Origin of the sequence: Prevotella sp. 885, assembly GCF_002265625.1 — a bacterium.
Taxonomy (GTDB): domain Bacteria; phylum Bacteroidota; class Bacteroidia; order Bacteroidales; family Bacteroidaceae; genus Prevotella.
The window spans coordinates 13,548-33,947 of sequence record NZ_NOVE01000041.1 but is presented as its reverse complement, the minus strand read 5'-3'; the positions used below and the strand labels follow the sequence as shown (position 1 = coordinate 33,947).

At 48.6% G+C, this 20,400-nt stretch carries 13 protein-coding genes; all 13 read right to left on the bottom strand.

The features are described 5' to 3' along the window. Positions 1-49 precede the first annotated feature (49 nt). The 13 genes from CHL74_RS16610 to aroC all read right to left on the bottom strand — a co-directional run bounded on the left by CHL74_RS16610 (position 50) and on the right by aroC (position 20,389). Positions 50-2,599, bottom strand: coding sequence for a TonB-dependent receptor domain-containing protein (locus CHL74_RS16610; RefSeq protein ID WP_176452247.1), 2,550 nt, complete (start codon positions 2,597-2,599; stop codon positions 50-52). Between the two features lie 16 nt (positions 2,600-2,615). Continuing rightward, positions 2,616-3,257: a DUF4974 domain-containing protein gene (locus CHL74_RS11365; RefSeq protein WP_254923286.1), complete on the bottom strand. Its 642-nt coding sequence runs from the start codon at positions 3,255-3,257 to the stop codon at positions 2,616-2,618. 17 nt (positions 3,258-3,274) lie between these two features. Beyond that, the gene (locus tag CHL74_RS11360) at positions 3,275-3,754 is read right to left on the bottom strand and encodes a sigma-70 family RNA polymerase sigma factor (protein ID WP_094881268.1); all 480 of its coding nucleotides are present in this window, start codon (positions 3,752-3,754) and stop codon (positions 3,275-3,277) included. Between the two features lie 178 nt (positions 3,755-3,932). After that, a complete protein-coding gene (locus tag CHL74_RS11355) occupies positions 3,933-4,901 on the bottom strand; it encodes a hypothetical protein (RefSeq protein ID WP_094881267.1) in 969 nt (322 codons plus the stop codon). A gap of 108 nt (positions 4,902-5,009) precedes the next feature. Then, entirely contained in the window at positions 5,010-6,251 is a 1,242-nt protein-coding gene (locus tag CHL74_RS11350; RefSeq protein WP_094881266.1) for an ABC transporter permease, read from the bottom strand. 43 nt (positions 6,252-6,294) lie between these two features. Then, positions 6,295-7,047: an ABC transporter ATP-binding protein gene (locus CHL74_RS11345; protein ID WP_094881265.1), complete on the bottom strand. Its 753-nt coding sequence runs from the start codon at positions 7,045-7,047 to the stop codon at positions 6,295-6,297. Positions 7,048-7,058: 11 nt separating this feature from the next. Continuing rightward, positions 7,059-8,243 (bottom strand): efflux RND transporter periplasmic adaptor subunit, encoded by a 1,185-nt coding sequence (locus CHL74_RS11340; protein WP_094881264.1) that lies wholly within the window; start codon positions 8,241-8,243, stop codon positions 7,059-7,061. 191 nt (positions 8,244-8,434) lie between these two features. Then, a complete protein-coding gene (locus CHL74_RS11335) occupies positions 8,435-9,763 on the bottom strand; it encodes a TolC family protein (RefSeq protein ID WP_441339054.1) in 1,329 nt (442 codons plus the stop codon). Between the two features lie 150 nt (positions 9,764-9,913). Continuing rightward, positions 9,914-11,257, bottom strand: a complete 1,344-nt coding sequence (locus CHL74_RS11330; RefSeq protein ID WP_094881262.1) for a hypothetical protein — start codon at positions 11,255-11,257, stop codon at positions 9,914-9,916. Between the two features lie 17 nt (positions 11,258-11,274). Continuing rightward, entirely contained in the window at positions 11,275-12,546 is a 1,272-nt protein-coding gene (locus CHL74_RS11325; RefSeq protein WP_094881261.1) for an MFS transporter, read from the bottom strand. Between the two features lie 10 nt (positions 12,547-12,556). Next, positions 12,557-16,357, bottom strand: coding sequence for a DUF4922 domain-containing protein (locus CHL74_RS11320; protein WP_094881260.1), 3,801 nt, complete (start codon positions 16,355-16,357; stop codon positions 12,557-12,559). A gap of 302 nt (positions 16,358-16,659) precedes the next feature. Then, positions 16,660-18,138, bottom strand: a complete 1,479-nt coding sequence (locus CHL74_RS11315) for a leucine-rich repeat domain-containing protein (protein WP_094881259.1) — start codon at positions 18,136-18,138, stop codon at positions 16,660-16,662. A 1,168-nt stretch (positions 18,139-19,306) separates the two neighbouring features. Beyond that, a complete protein-coding gene (gene aroC, locus CHL74_RS11310) occupies positions 19,307-20,389 on the bottom strand; it encodes a chorismate synthase (RefSeq protein WP_094881258.1) in 1,083 nt (360 codons plus the stop codon). Between the last annotated feature and the right edge of the window lie 11 nt (positions 20,390-20,400).

The following is a 20,400-nucleotide window of genomic DNA, read 5'->3' as shown; positions in this document are numbered from 1 at the left end:
GAATCACTCAACTCCAAGCTTAAGGCATTTAGAGGCCAACTGCGTGGAGTTAGGGACATACCGTTCTTTTTCTATCGTGTATCGTTGATATTTGGGTAGGGATGCCACGGACTTTATCGGATGAGCCGTCTTTCGTAGTGCCAGAGCCAAGTCCATACATCGTCCAACGTTCCTTAGCCGTCTTTAAGATGTCGTTTGCAGAAAGATAAATTATCCATGTGCGGTTGGCAAACGACTTGTAAAACCGCAGATTTACGCTGTAACTGCTCTTATGCATACGAAATCCATCTGCATTGGATGTAGCGGCATAAAAATTCATTGCCGCTCCTATGGTCTCTGAAAGAGCGAAATGATTGTCGAGCGAACAAGACAGCAAAGGTTTGCCTAATGCCTTGCTGGATCCATACTTCTCAGTATCGAAGAACTGCTGACTGTAATTTATTTTCCACGTAGGACGGAAGATGCCGAACCTTGGCGAAACATTTACAGAAGCATAAAGCAACTGCTTATGGTTGAAATTCAACGACGTGTTATAAGCAAACTCCTTTCCTGGATAGATATACTTGGTCCACTCCATCACATCCTTCAGATATTTATAACCTACAGATACATTCAGCCACTTATATATCATCATCGCCTCAACATTCAACACCTTCTCCGGTTGCAAGGTAGGATTTCCGCCTTCATACAAGAAACGGTTATCATACTGCATGAAGTTACCGAGTTGCCGATAGCTTGGACGGTGAATCTTCTCATTGATATTCAGCTGCCAATACCAATTGCCTTTGTTGCATGAAACGCTGAGATTAGGGAAGAAGTTGTTATACTTTCTGCTCACATCGTCCTGCTTCACTCCATCAGACAGATAGTCACGGACGATATTCTCGTAACGCACACCAAGCCCGACTGTCCACTTGCTGAGAACCAATCCGTACTGTGCAAATCCGGCAATATTCCTTTCATGGATATCCGTCTTTGTGGATGGCACCAGCTGCTCCTCGTTCAGAAACGTTCCGTGTGAGTCTGTCTTCGACAGCTCTGTTCCTACAGACATATTGCCTTTCCAAAGAGGAATATTCACAACCAGCTTGCCTGCCCACATATCGCTATTCTGGCGATTGCTTGAATGTATTTCCTGATACCCCAACTCCTTGCTGCTTTCAAAGCCCTCATCATTACGTCTGTTTTTGATAGCATAGTATGTGGCGTTAAAATCAACACCTACCTGTCCAACCTTTCCCACATAATATATATCAGCCTGATGTGAACTAAGAAAAGGCTTCATAACCTCATCCTGATCAATACTGCCCTGTGCCACACCATTCAGCAATACATCCTGCCGGCTAACACTATTAATTCTACCTTTCAACATTCCATAGTAGCGATAAGAACCACCAACAGAATTGCTATCATTAAGCGAATAATCAGCAGAAAGATATTCCGACAAGTAACGGTTTCTGAGTTCCGTCATGTATTTCTGATTGTTGTGATAATGCTTGTCAGGCAAATAGATATCAGTAATCAGATTATTATCTTCCCCGTCATGTGTACCCATAGTCCATAAACTATTGGCTATCTCGAATTTCTTGGTCTGATATCGGGCGCTGATAAGCTCGTAATCCGCCATCCATTTATTATATTTACCAAAAGCATCAGCACGCAAGCTGAATCCATTTGCGCGGCGTTCTTTGGTGCGGATACGAATTACCGACTCTACCTCGGCATCATATTCTGCCCCAGGACTTGTTATAACCGAAATCGACTTTATGTTGTCGGGAGTGATGTTTACAATCTCATTATTGTCATGCACACGCTTGTTGTTGATATAAACAATTGGCGCTCCTTTCCCGAATATAGATATGCTTTGCCCATTTACAGAGACACGTGGCAAGAGATTCAGGACTTCAAATGTATTAGCCATCTTTGAAAGCAAGGTATGCTCTATGGCAACTTCCATGCCTCCAGGCAACATCTTGTATTGAGGCCGGTCACCATTCACCACCACGCCCTTGACAATCATGGTTTGGGGATGCAGTTTGATGATGCCCATCTCTGTGTTGTTGTATATTCGACATACTGTCTTATAACCAATGTATGAGATTCGGGCTAACACTTTTCTGGAATTGCAAGGAATGACAAAATAGCCATTCTCATTGCTCACTCCATGACCTACGATTGCAGAATCAATGGGCGACAGCAAGGCTATTGTTGCGTATTCAGCGGCATTGCCTCTCTCGTCAACAATACGTCCCTTATAACGATATGTCGTCTTGTGCGTACATTCCACCATAATGTTATTCTCCACCTGTGTCATTCTGATGGGATAAAAACCGATCAGCTGCATAATGGCATTAGGAACATTCTGGTTGCGGATACTCTTTGTAACCTTAAAGTCTTCTAACTCATCATACACAAAGTTGATGGTGTACTTATGCTGACGTGCATTAATATCCTTCAACGCCTCAGAGAACGACACATTATTATATTGTCGGGTGATGCGTTGGGCATAAGACTGCTGAGCTGAAGACAACAGAAAGAAAAGATACAGCAGGATTACGGTCTTGCAGTTATCGGGCGTAGTCTTAAATATGTTTTTCATAATATGTCCTCCCATCTTATTTCACCATCAATGTGCCGTCCGCAAACTCGATCTGTATGCGGTCGAAAGCATTCAGAATCTCAAGGTTCTGCTCCAAGCTCTTGGTCTTATTCCAGTTAAAGAAGAGGCGAACGTGCTGTGTATTGGCATTGGCATACTCCACTTTGACATGATAGAAGTATGCCATTTGCGTAAGGATTGTTCCCAACTCAGCATTGTCAAACACCACCGGCTTCATGTCGAGCGAATCCTTACTCTCTGACGTCATAGCCTTAAGGCTTTCATTGGCTAACGGCTTCGGCTTGACTATCTGTTCTGTCACAGCATTATTATCCACAGCCTTTTCCGAAGCCGAGAACCTAATCCAACCGTTCTGCACAGCAGCAAAGGCTACACCCGAAAGAAAGATGACGCCTATGACGGAAGCTGCTATCTTCATTCGGTTGGGATAAGAACCATTAGAAAATTCCTTCCAAGCCTTATCCACGTCAACCTTCTTTGGCGCAGCTTTCTTGCCAGCCATTCTCGCAATAGACAAGTCTCGCAAAAACTCCTTCACTTCCTCATCATCAAGCAAGCGTTCCATCTGCTCGTCAGTATATTTCTCAGGATGCTCCTGCATGTCAAAGAGCATCATCCGCTTTTCGTCTTTGTTCATGTTTGTCATTGTTTTGCTCATTTTATACGTTCCTTAATCCAGTCCATCGCCTTAGAGAGATGATTGAACACCGTCACCTTGCTCACTCCTACTTCGTCAGCCACCTCTTTATACGACTTTTCTTGCATATATCGCATACGGAAGATAAGCTTTCGGATTGGAGGTTCAAGGTCGTCAATGAGAAGCAACAATTGTTCGAGACGCTCGTCCGTATCTTCAGATAGAATAACGTCGGCATCATCGGTCAGCAACCTTGCCACTCTTTCCTTCACACTCTTATGGGCAATCAGATTGAGACAGCGGTTGCGGACGCTCCGCATCAGATAACTTTCCTCGCTCTCGGGCAACAGGACCACATCATCAGCAAGAATCCGCGTGAACACTTCGCTCACCACATCCTTGCTTTCGTCGTCATCCGAGAGAATGTATCTGGCCAGATTATACATCTTCTCATAATGTCGACGAAACATCTGTTCTATGTCCTTTACCTGTGTCATACACACTATATACAGTTGAGCAAAGCGAAAAACTAAGCAAAACAATGATTATTTTTGAAAAAATACAGGCAAAGGTAATGCAAGCCATTACCTAACATACAAGTCATTACCGTAAAAATGATTATAGGGTAGCACAAACTGCTCTATGACGCATCTCAGTTTATACTACCCTAATTATCTATTTCAGAAGTTTCACAATGTTTTCAATATCAATACCGGTCATTGACGAAATCTGTTCTTCTGTCATTCCTTTATCAAACAGAACCTTAGCCATATTGCGTAACTGCTCATCCTTCAGGGACAACTGCTCATCTTTTTGGGACAACTGCTCACTCTGTTGGGATAGCTGTTCTTCCTGTTCTTTCAGTATTTTGTCTCGCTGCATGATAGCTGTGTCGCGGTCTTCGATGGCCTTATAGTATTCATCCTCTACGTTCATGTCCTGTCGCATCTCTGAGTTGGCAGCAGCAGCTGTGAGTTTATGCAGCACGTACAACATGTCGTTGTCGTCAGCATATTTGTCCTCGTCTATCTTAAGCACCTGCTGCGTGTTGCCCTCCACTTGAGTTTGGTCGAACACGCTGAGCACCTTTTCCAGCCTGTTGTTCACATTGCCATGCAGAAGAGGAATCTGTACGATGATGCTATTATGGGTAAGACTCTCCACAAAGGGTTCCTCGCTGCCTTCCTTTACAATGTTGCCGTTATAGTCGAACACGTCGTGATTGACATACACTATCGGCTCATTGATGTTTCCGACCCTATGTCCAAGGAGATATACAGCCACCATAGGATAGGCAAAGCCTTTCTCATCAGCCTCACGTATATTGTTTTTGTTGCTGTATTGCGCTCCAAGATACTGACGGAAACGGAGTGTTTCGGTATTAAGCCACGTCTTCTGCAGCTCAATCAGCACCACGCGGTCCTTCTCCACATCGCCTTCGCGCTCACGAACGGTAGCAGCAAAGTCAATGCGGAACATAGAGAGCGTGTCGCGTGTGGTGTTGCTGTATTCATGCGGACGCACCGTCACGTGCACCACTTCTTTCTTCAGCAAAGCCGACAGCATGGTCTTGGCTATGCGCTCGTCCTCCATGATGTATTTGAACACGGAGTCGTAAATCGGGTTGGCTACATGTATAAACATAACGTTCTGGTTTTATTGTTTTTACAAAAGTAGATAAAAATTCCGAAAAACGAGTCTGTTTGTTGCAATAAATCTAACGCATACGTATGGAAAGACATCCGCATCGTTTTACTCGTATCGTATAGCCTCTATCGGGTCGAGCTGTGCCGCCTTTTTTGCAGGATACCAGCCGAAGAACACTCCCGTGAACGTACATACGGCGAAGCTCATGACAATGCTCCAAGGTTGGATGAAGATGGGCCAATGAGCCACCAGCTTCACCGCATACGAAGCTCCGACGCCAAATGCCACACCGATGAGTCCACCCGTCACGCTGAGAAGTATGGCTTCGATGAGGAACTGATTGAGAATGTCCACACCGCGTGCTCCAACGCTCATTCGCAGACCTATCTCGCGTGTTCGCTCCGTAACGCTGACATACATGATGTTCATGATGCCGATGCCTCCCACAATGAGCGAGATGCCTGCCACACAACCCAAGAGTATGGTCATCATGTCCGTAGTGGAGTTCATCATACTCGCCAGTTCTTCCTGCGAACGGATGTTGAAGTCGTCATCATCGGCAGCCTGCGTGTCGGTGGCTTCCTTCAGCTTATGGTTGCGGCGAAGCACCGTCGTAATCTCATCGATGGCCTTTTGGGTGAGGTCTTCGGTTATGGCTGAGCAGGTTATGCCGCCAAGATAGGTCTGTGCGAGGATTCGCTTCATCACCGTCGTGTAAGGAGCAAGGACGAGGTCGTCCTGGTCCATACCCATCGAGTTGTATCCTTTCTTCTTCAATACTCCTATCACACGGAACGGAATGGAATTGAATCGTACCACCTTACCCACCGGATCGGATCCGTCAGGGAAGAGATTGTCCACGACGGTCTGTCCGAGAATACATACTTTTGCACTTGCCTTTATGTCGGCATCGGTGAACATCTCGCCCTCATCCACAGACAACTGACGGATGGTGAGATAGTCCTGATTGACGCCATAAATGGAAGACGGCGTGTTGTTGTTGCCGTATATCCACTGACCGCTGCTGTTGACCGTAGGACTTATGCCCTGTATGAAGTGACATTCGTCCTTGAGCGACTCGTAGTCTGTGAGCTTCAATGTCTCCATAGACGAAGCGTCCTGCCTTACACCTCCCGGACCACGGTCGGCTCCCGGACTGATCATAATCATATTTGAGCCCATCTCCGCGATGTTTGCCTGAATGCTCTTCTTCGATCCTTGGCCTATGGCAAGCATCGTGATGACCGACGCCACACCGATGATGATGCCAAGTGCGGTGAGGAACGACCTCAATTTGTTGGCGGCAATGGCGCGGAGGGCTATTTTAAAAAGATTGCTATAGTTCATTTCTTATAGGTTAAAAATGTTACTCACTGAACCTTTGCTCCCCTTACTCATCCGAATTGGCAGGCAATGCCGCCAGTCCGTCCGCCGCCGAGAGGATGTTGTGGTTATACTCGTCACTGATGACATGTCCGTCACGCAGCATGATATTTCGTGAGGAATTGTTGGCGATGTCCGGATTATGGGTCACGAAGATGATGGTTCTGCCCGCGGCGTGGAGTTTCTGGAAGAGGATGAGAATCTCGAACGACGTACGTGTGTCGAGGTTTCCGGTTGCCTCGTCAGCAAGAATGACGGCAGGATCGTTAACCAATGCGCGGGCAATGGCTACACGCTGCATCTGTCCGCCGGACATCTGGTTCGACTTATGATAGAGTCGCTCGCCGAGGCCCACAGCCTGCAGCGCCTTAATGGCACGCTCCTCGCGTTCCTTGGCACTAACCGAAGCGTTATACATCAGCGGCAATTCCACATTCTCCACACTCGTGGTCTTCGGCAGAAGGTTATAGTTCTGGAAGATGAAGCCTATCTTACGGTTGCGCAATACGGCACGCTGCGACTTCGACATCATCCTAACACTGACACCGTCAAGATAATACTCGCCTGAGCTGGGCGTATCAAGGCAGCCAAGCTGGTTGAGAAGGGTGGACTTGCCCGAACCCGACTTTCCCATGATGGTGACAAACTCGCCCTCATATATCTTGAACGAGACACCGCGCAGCGCATGTACCGTCTCGTCGCCGACGATAAAGTCGCGCTTTACGTTGTCAAGCTCTATTACTACTTTCTTTTCGTCCATATCAGTATTGATTATTTTTTCTTGTTCTTTCCCGGAGGGCCTGGTGCGAACGGGCTGCTCTCACCGCCAGCAGCTTCTGCCTGAGGCTCCTCGCCTCCAATGACGCTGAGTCCGGTAACCACCTTTATGCCAGCCTGCACACCACCAATAATCTGTGTATTTGTGCCGTCAGCCATACCGATGTTCACCTTATGTGCAACTATGCTGTTGCCTTCAATAGTCCAAACCTTGTTCTTCGCGCCCTGCACGTCCACAATCTTCATCTTGCCGACAGTCTCCTTTGTAGGCGTAAAGCGCAGAGCCTTTGACGGAACGGCAAGCACGCCCTTGCACTCTGCAGTATAAATGGTGACGTTGGCTGTAAGACCCGGCTTAAGCTTCAGGTCGGCGTTTGGGGCTGAGATAACAACCTCGTAGGTTACCACATTATTGGTAGTGGTGGCTTCCTGACGTACCTGCTTTACTGTGCCCTCGAAGGTGTCGTCAGGATAAGCGTCCACGGTGAAGCTGACACGCTCGCCTTCCTTCACATCGCCTATGTCAGCCTCGTCCACATCAGCCACCACCTGCATGTTTGTTAAGTCCTGAGCGATGGTGAAGAGTTCCGGCGTTGAGAAGCTGGCTGCCACGGTCTGACCTTCTTCCACTGACTTGGAGAGCACCACACCGTCAATGGGCGACGTGATGGTGGCGTAGCCGAGATTGGTCTGCGCACGCTGCACCTCCTCTTTGGCTGAAGCCACCTGCTCCACAGCCTGACGATACGAAAGTTTGGCATTGTCATAATCGTCGGCTGCCACAAGTCCCTTCTGGAAAAGAGTCTGATAGCGCTTGTAGTTTGCGGTCTGATAGTTGAGCTGGCTCTGCGCGGTGGCAAGCTGCGTCTTTGCAGTGGCAAGCTGACTGAGAAGGTTGGTCTTGTCGAGCTCGGCAATCACCAGTCCCTTCTTCACCACTGAATTATAGTCAACATAGAGCTTGCTGACGATACCACTCACCTGCGTACCCACCGTGACGGACGTCACCGGTTCAATCGTACCGGTGGCAGTAATGCTGTTCTGGATGTTTGCCGACGCGACAGGAGCCGTGTCAAACGAAATCTGCTGCTCTTTCTTGCCGCCTGAGAATGCCCATACGGCAACAGCGATGATAGCGACAATAGCCACTACCACCCATACCTTGCTTAATTTTTTCATCTCTCTAATATAAATCTCTAATTATTATTACTCTTTATAAAATCTCTATCTTATAAGGTTAGCTTGATTGCTTGAATGTGAGAACGTATCTATATAAGACAAACAGTAGGAGCTGCGGGCATTCTTGCCCGCGGCACTACAGTTGTTCTTTGCTATTCATTATTATAAGGTTTCTCCTTTATAATCTTCTGTTACTTTATTTCTCCTGTACGATAGAAGTCCAGCATGTTAAGGTTAAGGATGGCGAGATACTTGCTCTGCAGCTCGTTCTGCTGAGCTTGCAGGAGGTGTGTCTTGCCAGTCATCAGTTCCACAATGTTCTTCAGTCCCAGATTGAACTGCTCGGAAAGAAGCTCATAGCTTGCCTGTGCGCTCTCCGTTGAGACGCGAGCCGCCTTAAACTTGTTCTGATTGGTAACGGCTTGCAGCCAGTAATTCTCCACCGTTGAATAAAGGGTGGTCTGCTTGTCCTGCAGGTCCAGCATATAGTTCTCCTTCTGAAGCATCGCCTTGTTTACGGCAGTCTTTGTCTTACGGTTATCAAAGAGCGGTATGCTCACCGTAACACCACCGCCAACCGTGAAGTTGTTCTTCATCTGATTGCCCCATCCGTTACTGTTCATTGATGTGGTGGAAGTGGAAAGACCGGCGTTCAGTCCTATTGTCGGCATCTTGCCAGCCTTGGCTATCTTCACGTTAAGGTCGCTACTCTCGATGCCGAGCTTGGCGTTCTGTATCTCAGGGCGCTGTGTCAGCGACGCTGCATAAACATCGTTGAGGGCTGGCACGTCCTTAAGAGCCATCTCGTCCGTCGTGGTAGGAATGACAACGTCAAACTCGTCATTATCAGCTATCTGGAGCAACTGCTTGAGCTGGCGCTTATAGTTGCGCAGATTGCTCTCAGCTTCCACAATGCTATATTCGTCTTCGGCGCGCTGGGCGGTCAGCTGTGCAAGGTCTGCCTTGCTCATCTTGCCCACCGACACCATTGTCTTGCCGCGCTCCTCATTGGCTTGGCTGGTCTTAAGGCTCTCCTTCGTGACGGAGATGGCCTCATCAGAATAGAGTATCTGGACGTAGAGTTGGGCTATCTGCTCGAGCACGTTGTTGGCTGTGACAGCCGAATCAAGGCGTGCCTGCTCTGCAGCGAGCTTGTTCAGCTTGACAGTATTGGTGTTTTGTCCACCGTTCCACACAGTCCAGTTGCCCGACAACGAGTAAGAACCGTTGTAATACACCTTCTTCACGTCTGCCTGAACCTTATTTCCGGCAATCATTGCCGAGCCCTGTTCAGGCCACGGATTGTAGCTTACATTCTGTGATGTTGACAGACTAAGGGAAGGTAGCAAGGCTGACTGGCTCTGCTTTATGTCCTCAAGGGCTGAAAGCTGCTGCACCTTGGCTTTCTGCAACTGGATGTTATTTGCCAAGGCATAATCAATACAATCCTTCAGCGACCACTGTCTTGCTGCGCATTCCGTTGGCATCGACATAAGCATAAGGCCTGCCATTGACGCCATTGCTATTGTTCTCTTTGATAAAATCATGTTTGTTTGAATATGTGTGTAATTCTAAACTAATAATATGTTTTTATAATCTCTCTGACTTCTTAGATACAGATATCGGTCAGAAAGTTTATTCAGACTACTTAATATTAACAATTGTTTGGATTACTTCAGACGTATTTTGTCATTGGCGATATACATCACCGCCACAATCGCCGGCACCACGTACATCCATGACGACATTACGAAGAACTGACGGTAACCTATGTTTTCCTCCAAAATGCCTGTCATGCCGCCACATAGCGTTGCAACAACAGCCATCACGCCAAGCATGACGGAGCGACGACACACCTCTCCCCTGCCGCTCGCAGCGAAACGGGCGGTCACAGCGGACAATGCTGCAAAGCCAACGCCAGCCGCAACACCTGCAATACTGAACAAGAGGCAGACTATTGCAAGTGAGACGGAAAGATTGAAGCTCATATAAAGCGCTGCCAGACTCGGACCTGAGAAGAGCACAGTCATCGGCAGAAGGCACAGACGCAGCCCGTACTTACGACACAACCTTGTGCCAAGGACGTTTCCGAAGAACACGGCGCCTACGCTTACCGTACCGACAATGAGGGCAAACTCCTGCGGCGACATGCCAAGACCGCCGTTATGGGGCATATCAATGACGAAGAGCGGGATGCCAAGAAGAGGGAAGGACGCCGCCAACGCGAACGAAGCCATGAGCAATAGGCTGACACGGTTGGACGAACCTGACAGGATGCCGTTCAAGGCTTCCTCATATTCGCCCTTGTGCAGGCCGAAAAGGTCGCTTTCCGGGTATGCGGGATGTGGTCTGACGGGAAGGAAGATGCTGTGCCAGAGCCAAAGAAAGAAAAAGATGCCAGCCATAACGTAGAACACAAGGCTCCACGAATAGCGTATGTTTCGGGTCAACACCTCCATATTACCTGCCACCATAGCCATGCAACCAATGCCAAACAGCATGGCTACACCTCGAAACAACTTCACTATAAGCGTATGTAAGCCCGGCAACGGAGGACATAAAGGAAGGTAAAAGCGCTCCACAGCAATACGGTGGAGAACGATGGAGAACATGAAGAAGGGCAGAAGACAAAGCGTGCCCTCCAGTCGATAAGGCGTAGGAATGACGAAAGCCACACCCCATAACGCCAAGGCAGAGATAAACTCGGACGTGAGTATCCATACTTTAGTGGTGCCGCGGAAGTGTGCCACGACCTTCTCCAGCAACGGACGCAGCGAGAATGGTATGCAGAGCAACGCCAGAACAAGCGTGGTCTGGCTGTTGTTCAGACCGAAACGGCACAGCATCACAAGCAAAAGCACAACGACAGCCATCGAAACACCATCGCTGAAGGACAGCGAAGGGAGCCATAACCAGCTTACACGACGCGGCACACGCTGTCCTCCCTGCCCCTCTGTCTGAGGCATGGAAGAAAGCGTGCAAGGCGTATCGCCAGTATAGTTATGGTCTGTCATTGGCTTTTATTTATTATTTACTTCTTTCCGAAGTCGGGATCAATCTTCAGAAAGGCGGTTACGAGGAACGTTATCAGGCAGCATGCCATGACGATGATGAAGAACATCTGGTAACCTACAAGGTCCTTTATGTATCCCGACACCATGCCGGGGAGCATCAGTCCAAGGTAAGAGATGCCGGTGCATATCGAGTAATGCGACGTACGGAACTTGCCCTGACTGTAGTAAAGCATGTAAAGAGTGAGGACGGTGAATCCGAGTCCGTAGCCAAACTGCTCGATGAAGAGGCAGGTGGACACCACCCAAAGGTTGGACGTGAGCGTGTAACTCAGGAGAATGTACACGGCGTCGGGCAGCGTTATGGCGCAAACCATAGGCCACAGCCACTTCTTCATGCCGTCCCTGCTGACCAGTACGCCTCCCAATATGCCTCCAAGCAACAAGCCTATCAGCCCGACCGTGCCCTGCGCCAGACCGTATTCTTCCGGCGTGAGTCCCAGTCCGCCTTCGGCATTGGAACGCATTAGGAAGGTCTTGGTCATCGTATTAAGCAGAGCCTCCGGGAATCTGTAGAGCAGAAGGAAGAGCATTACGAAGAGCGTCTCCTTCAAGCCGAACTTGCAGAAGAACGATCCGATGATGGTACGCAGCTCATGCGCCACCTCTGACACGCTCTTCTCCGAACTGACGTCTTCCGCCGGTCGGGGCATCATCTTGCAATGGTATAGGTAGATGCCTATGAAGATGGCTGCAAGGGCGTAGAATATAAGAGTCCACGTATATACGATGGTCATGTGGAAATGATGCTCCAGCAATCCTGCCAGCGACACAAGCGCACCATTCACGAATATCACGGCAAGGCGATAAAACGTATTGCGCAGACCCACATACTTCGACTGGTTGTGTGCGTCAAGCTCTATCATGTAGAATCCGTCCGCCGAGATGTCGTGTGTGGCACTGGCGAACGCCATCAGGAAAAGGAAAGCCATCGAGCCCTGGAACCACAAGGCTGTGGGCAGCGTGAAGGCAATGCCGGCAAGGGCGCTACCCATAAGCAGCTGCATTGCCAGCACCCACCAGCGCTTGGTCTTGAGAAGGTCGATGAACGGGCTCCACAACGGCTTTATCACCCATGGCAGGGCGAGCCAGCCGGTATAGAGTCCCACCTCCGCATCGCTAAGCCCCATCTGCATATACATAACAATGGAGAGGGCTGTGACGACCACATTGGGCAAGCCTTCCGCAAAGTATAACGTGGGAATCCATGCCCACGGACTCGTCTTCTTCATATTCAGATCTTTATTTGTATATCTTCTTTATCTCCGCACCCTTATAATAATGTAAGAGGATGCTGTCGTAGCTGTATCCGTTGGCACCCATCACGGCTGCACCAATCTGACACATGCCCACTCCGTGACCCCAACCAGCTCCGGTCAGGCGGAATTTCTGAGGAACGCCGTCCTTAACGTCCAGCTTGTCCACAACGAAGGCGCTACTATAGAGATGTGTCTCGCTGAGGGCTCGTCTTATCTCCAGCTCCTTACCGATGGTGAAGCTGCGCTCCGAACCTACAATCTTCAGTCGGCAGAGACGTCCGCTTCGTCCGCGCTCCACTGGTTGGAGGTCGAGGATGTCGCCGAAGTCCATCTTCAGCTTTTCAGCAATAAGACTCTTCAGCTGTTCCTGCGTATATTCCACATGCCAACGATAGAAGTCAGTAGTCTCCTGATCGTAGTCGTTGAGCACCTCGGAAAGGATGGTCTTGTCAGTGGTGTTGCAGAACGACTCCGGCGACGTGCGTATCCAGCGTTCCGCCTCTGCCTCAACGGTAAGGTCTGGCAGCGCCGGCTGTCCCTTAGCGTCAGCCACCGACACAAGATAAGGCTTGCGAATGTTCTCCCAGCAGTACTGGAATTCCTCCGTTGCACCGCCGCAGCACTTGCTGAAGCGTGCGTCGCATATCTCGTCGCCACTCATCAGTATCTGTCCGCGTGTGGCAAGCACAGCCTGCGCCACCTTCGGACTCGTGGCCTTGGTGATGCCCTGATAACGCTGACAATGGTCGTCGGCGCAGACATCGAAGATGGTGTGATCCTCACGGTCATACCACTTCACCAGCTCGTCATCCTTGCGGATGAACGAGAAGAAGCCGTTCTGACCTGCGCTGGTCTGATGTTCGCGTCGCTGTTCTATCTGAGAGAGAAGCCAAGAGCGCGATATTACGGCGTGAGCCTTGAGCAGTTCCTCACTGGACGTGGCGCTCATCTCGCTGGAGATGACGCTCTCCAGATACGACTCCACAGGCAGTTCGTTTATTGCGCAGACCTTATCCGAGTCGACCACAAGGCGCAGCGTTCCGAGGAAGGTCTGCGTCTCCTGTCGTTCCCAATGGAAGTTTACGCCGATGGTGACGTCGTGCAAAGAGAACGAAGCATTCTGCTGTTGCGGAATGAACGTAAGCTCGCGATATTGCGTACCATTCCAAAGGATGGCTCCTTCGCTGAACTCCACCACCTGTTCGCCGTCAATAAGATTTCCCTTTGCCATATACGGGCCGTTAAGCGAGAAGGCTATCCTTGCTCCACTTACGATGCCTACGGATACGTTAGGCTGCTTTCCTGCGAAATGGTCGTTGGCAGAAGCCTTTCCTGCCGCAATGGTGCGCAGCTTGTCGGCTATCTCGTCATAGTCAGCCTTGGTAATGCCACACTCCTGAATGATGCTGACAGCCTCTTCCGGCGTGATTTGCTCGAAGTCGGTCTGACGTGGAGTAACGATGAAGCCCGACATATCGAGCGCTCCAGGGCTTACCAGACGCTGCTCCTCACCCTCTGCAAAGTAACAGTCAGGGCGATGCTTGCGACGCGGGATTACCACCACCTGATAGTCGCTGCCGTCGCGCCATGCCACGATGTTCATCATCGGCTCCGTGTCGCCGCCGTGCATAGGCAATGCGGAATATAGCACACGGAAGAGTTGTTCGCCAGCCGACTGGTCTGATGTGCGTATGGCAAATACGGGTACGGCAAAACCGCGCACGCCTACAATGTCGCCATGTCCTTCCTTCTTGACAAGCACCTCGCAGTCGCGGCTCAGTCGGGGCCATTCGGTCTGCAAAGGCAGCATGCCGGAGCATATAGCCTGGAAGTGCATGTGGTCTGGTGCAGAAGCTCCACACTTCGGGCCGTTATAGAACACGGTCAATGAAGGATAAGCATTCAGCAGACGATAAATCTCGCCGTAGTTCAGTCCGATGCTCTGCGGACGGTGTGCACGCAGAGGTATGGTGAAGTGCTGCGGCATGATGGGGAACGGATTGACAAGCAGCGTGAAGTTCTTGTCCACCTGCTTCTGCATCTGCTCCTTAGGGCGGTTATGCTCACAGAGGAAACACGGGCGCTTGGCTATGGTCTTCTTGTCGATGGCAGCACCGGTGGATACGATTCGTGCCGGATTGAACTGCACCTTCATCGTCTGCTCGCCACTTGCCAGTTCGCGTGTCTTCACGTTGCGGAGGTCATGATAGTGCTCACGCGCACTCTCCCACACCTCCAGCTGACGATTGAAGAAGCGTTGCAGCGAGTTGTCGGCAGAGATGTCTGCCTTGCCCTGTGAGAGCTGCTGGCGTGCCGACACCTCAAGCGTGCGCAAGCGGTCCTTATATAGGTTGTTGGCGTTCTGTCGTTCGATGCTGAGAGCAGAGTCGCTGTTGCCATCCCAGCGGCGGCAGAGATACAGCTCGTCGTAGATTCTGCCAATGCGATACTTGCGGCTGAAGGCAAGTCCGAGAGCATAATCCTCGCCGTAGCTGGTGTTAGGGAACTGAATCTGGCGGAGTATTGGCGTAAAGAAAGCTCTTGGCGCTCCGAGTCCGTTGATGCGCAAGGCGTTGTTAGGTCCGTTATGGTCAGTCCACTCGGCATGGTCAATAAGTCCCGGCGGCAATGTCTCGAGCTTGAAGTTGCACATGCGGTACGATCCTACAATCATCGCCGCTCCCTGCTTATGGAATTCGTCCACGATGCGCTGCAATGTCTTGGGCGACGAATAGAGATCGTCGCTGTCGAGCTGTACGGCAAAACGACCGCAGCGCTGGTCGGTCGTGGCAACGTTCCAGCATCCTCCGATACCGAGATCGGTACGTTCGGGGATGATATGTACGAGACGCGGGTCCTTGGCAGCGATATCGCTGAGAATCTGCGTGGTAGAGTCCGTGGAATGATTGTCCACGACGATGACGTTATACTTGAATGTGGTTTTCTGTTCAAGGGCTGAATGCACGGCGTCTGCAATGGTGCGTTCACGGTTGTAGACGGGTATGACGACTGTTGCCTCGCACGCGAAGTCCTGCTCGCTGAAGTCGGGCTTCAGGTAAGACGACGTGTCCACCGTGGCACCTATCTTTTCAAGATGTCGGGTAACCACCTGCTCCATCTCCACCTGCACTTCACGGTTGCGCGGATTGACATAGTCAAACTGGCGTTCTCCACTCTTTCTGTTGTCCGTCTCCACCTGAGTGTAGAGATATTCGTTAATGTGGAAGAACGGTGCCTTTCTGCTTATGTAAAGGCGGAAGTCATAAAATCCTGCCCAGTTATATTCGGGGCGCTTGCTGGCTGCATAGGCGTGGAGCAGCGACGAGCGTATAAGGACGAGCTGTCCGAAGTCGAAGTCGTCGCGAAGACTACCCGTCTGATAGTCGATGGCGGGATGACGCTCCACCCCACTCTCCTTCTTCACGTAGCTGTCTGCATACACCAAGCCGGCACAACTGTCCGTAGCCACGCGCAGCATACGCTCCAATGCGTTCAGTCCGAGGTCCACGGGGGTGGTCTTCAGGCTTATGAGCACGTATTCGGCGTCGGTATGCTCCTCAATGGTGAGCATGGTCTTGGTGGAAAGAAGCGAGTCTACTGTTATCTTCGTACAGTCCGCTGGCAACATGGTATCAGAACTGCCGTTCTCCTCCGCACATTCTTGTGCATCGGTAACAAGAAGGTTTATATGCTGGATTGTCTTGCTTTCTCTGAGTGTCTGCAGCGTCTTGCCGAGCGTGTCAGCATCGCTACACGGCAGAAAGCAGTCTATTTTCTCTCTCATATCATTTTCGGTTTGTTGTAAAGAGTGTTTAAGATACTGCAAATTTAGCGATTTTATTCTTCAATAAAGAAGAAAACTCCATATAAATAACACGGTTCTTCTGCTTGGACAATGAATCAACAAAAATGCCAACTGCTCTATTTGTCGTTGTTCAGAAAGAAGCGCATGGTATCGTCATTCTTAAGAGGAAATCAAAAGTAAGAGTTACAACAACTTTTAGACATAGCAAAGCCCTGGCTTGTGAAAGTCAGGGCTTTGTGATTTTTTAAGAATAAGGGAGTTTTAACACACCCTCAACTATTTCAATAAGCAAATAATGTCTTCTTTCCATTTTTAATGTACACCTGTCCTTTTTGCGGATTTATCACTTTTCTGCCCATTAAATCATAAACACAATTCTTGGAATCATAGTGTTCTGTGGTGATATTATGTATTGATGTCGGGAAATCATCTGTCTCTATAAAATTAGTAAAATAATCCCATCCCCAAGCATTACGATATTTTTCTGCGGCACCGATTGGGACATAGATGGGAATATCGTTAGGAGTTCTTAAATAAAAATCAGAATTGTATTTTCCAAAAGGAGAGTTTCCCGGATTAAGGGTGCTTTCCTTGCATACAGGAGGTTCAGAGGCCATACAATAGATACGTTTTAAACCTGGCATATAGGAACAGCACTCTTGTCCCAAAAAGTTCAATGTTGCAGGAAAGATTATCTGTTCTAACGAGTCACAATGATAAAAGGCTTCTCTTTCTATCGTTTCAAGTCCATTTGGCAAATTTATTTTTTTTAATGATTCGCATTGTTCGAATGCTGCACGATCAATACTTTTCACAGTAGATGGTATGTTTACCTCTTGCAAATCCCAACAATCATTAGCAAAACAACTGGGGATTCTTCCCAATCCTTCTGGCAAACGTATTTTTTTCAGAGGATAGTTCTGTTGAAAAGTATTGGTACCTGCTATCGTTTGGCATGAATTTGGAATCCATACCTCTTTCAAACGGCAAGCGTAAAAAGCTGCATCGCCTATCTTTTCCAATCCATCTGGTAAATTGATGGATGAAATCTTTGACATAAAAAAAACACCGTCACCGATTTCCTTGATGGTAGAAGGCAACACAATTGTCCCTGTCAGACTACGACAATTCATGAAAACCAAATTTCCGAACCGTTCAAAGCCTTCTGGAAAAACCAACGGGTCTGTCTTGAGATTTACACAATCCGAAAATGCATAAGTTCCCAAATACTGTAAGGATGACGGTATATTTACCTCTTCAAGATTGATGCAGTAAGAGAAAGCCATTTCTTCAATTCGCTTAACTCCATCCGGCAGTATGATCCTCCTTAGATGTATGGTGTTAATAAATTCCCAACTGGGGTCTAACTGTTCACTTTGATGCCAAAAGGCATCTTCTGGGACAATGCCATTCTCTATCTCAGCATTTTCAAGATTTATGACAGAAAGCCTTCCCTTGAAAGAAGCTTCCCACAGTGTGTGAATATCTGTATCATTTATACTGCCTCTGACTACCAAGGAGTCTACATTATAAATGTTGTTTCCCAGTGCACCAGCCAAGTTTCCTGCCTTTGATGTTATGTCCAAACTCTGAAAGTCTTGGTTGTCATCAATGGTTTTAGGAGCTTTAATTGAATAGTCATAAGTAGGACGATTAAATATCGCAGTCTGTTGCTTACCGATTAAAGTTGTATCAACCTTCTGACCATATACAGAAGACAAGCAGCCAAGAACACTTAGTAAGAGTAATACATTTTTCATACCACCAAATGTTATAAGTTAATATTATAGTTAATAAACACATTGAATCCCCTTGTGGATTTTAGGTTTCAAATATACACCAAATTATCGTATTTAACAATACAATAGCCACGAAAGTTTTTTTTGTGCAAACATTTTAACAGTTATTACAAGCGTGTACGTTAACAACAAATTAAACCATATCAATCTCTTGTTTTGCTTTGCCTTAAATATTACCAGCAGCCTCAACCTCTGTCTACCGCCGACAATCTCAACGATAAATTGCAGTTTAATTGAGATTATAAATAAGCAAAATGTACAAACTGTAGGAGGCTATGGCGTCTCGCCATAGTCACGCACCCACGAACAGTTAATCAATAATAAGCTGATTGGCGTTTTGCTATGGTAGGCTGCGGGGCTACGGCGAGACGCCATAGCCTCCTAGGTTTGTCTTGGCTGCTTGTGAATACAGTCTTAATTCGTCTCACCGCTAAATTCATGTTTGGCGGTTAGTTTGCCTGACAATATTTGCATTTCTGATGCTCAATACTATGAGTTGAGCGCACAACAAAATCTTTGGTGCGAAATTCTTGAGTTTTGAGCGTGCAGTCATGGTATATTGACGCACAGTTAATTATGTGATTAAGAGAAGAAATGTGCAATGAATAAGGGAACCAAACAAGTGCAATAGCGCCACTTTTACACTACAATAGTGCCACTTTTATCATGCAATAGCGCCACTTTTACACCCTAATAGTGGCACTATTGGACTGTAAAAGCGGCGCTATTGTTAAGCATGGGTGCTGTTTGCACAGCAAAACACCATAAAAACAGCGTTTTGATTCTCTAGAATTGATTTTTATTTTGTAACAGCTTTTTACTCTTTGTACGATATTTGCATGGTGAACATGAAGCCATATTTTTTGATAAGAAGACGTGCAAGTAGGTTCGATCTGTTAAGCCAAGAATGGTGGGAGCATGAATGCATGCCTTAGATAAAAAAAATTGAGCGCAGTCAATCGACTGCGCTCAACCAACACAAAAACTAAACTAGACTTAACTAAGTTAATACAGGACTTTCACAAGCCCTGATATTATCGTTTGCAAATATAGCAATTCTTTTTCTGATATTTGCTTTTTATGCGATATTTTTTTTCACTTATGCGCGATTTTATTTAAAATCTATCATTCAATCTTCGATTTTAATGTTTTCTAACATAAGATAGTCCAGTATTGTCATAGCTGTCATCGCCTCCACTACGGGCACGGCTCTCGGCAGAACGCAGGGATCGTGGCGTCCGTGGGGGCAGAAAGTGGTGTCAACGCCTTGTCGGTCTACGGTGTGTTGAAGGGTGAGAATGGTGGCAACGGGCTTGAAAGCCGTTCTGAAGAAGATGTCTTCTCCGTTGCTTATTCCGCCCTGGATGCCTCCGCTGTGATTGGAGACGGTCGATACGGTGCCGTCGCCGTTGCTGCGGAAGATGTCGTTCTGCTGGCTTCCGCGTGACGTGACGCAGGCAAAACCGTCGCCAATTTCGAAGCCCTTGGCGGCGTTGATGCTGAGCATGGCTCCGCCGAGCATGGCGTTCAGCTTGCCGAACTCAGGTTCGCCTACGCCTGGAGGACATCCCGTAACGACGCACGTGATGACGCCGCCGATGGTGTCGCCCGCCGCTTTCACCTCCATAATGAGGTCTTCCATCTGGCGTGCCTTAGCCTCATCGGGGCAGCGCACGTCATTGGTCTCTGCGAGCGAAAGGTCGTAACGGCGATAGTCAGCGTCAAGAGCCACGTTGCCCACCTGTGACGTATAGGCTGTGATGCGGATGCCGTGCTGGCGCAATACCAGCTTGGCAAGCGCTCCGCCCACACATCGGCTGATGGTGATACGCGCCGAAGAGCGTCCGCCACCCCGATGGTCGCGGATGCCATACTTCTGCTGATAGGTATAGTCGGCGTGCGACGGGCGGAAGATGTCGCGCATATCGTCGTAGTCGGCGGAGCGTTGGTTGGTGTTGCGGACAATGAAGCCTATGGGACATCCCGTAGACTTTCCCTCGAACACTCCGCTGAGCAGCTCCACACGGTCAGCCTCTGACCTTGAGGTCGTCAGCTTGCTCTGACCGGGCCGACGCCTGTCCAGCTCGCTCTGTATGAAGTCTGTGTCGATGACTATGCCGGGTGGCATGCCGTCGACCACTCCTCCCACGGCTGCTCCATGACTTTCGCCGAAGGTGGTAATCGTAAATATGTTGCCGAACGTGTTGCGCATAAATCAGTTTT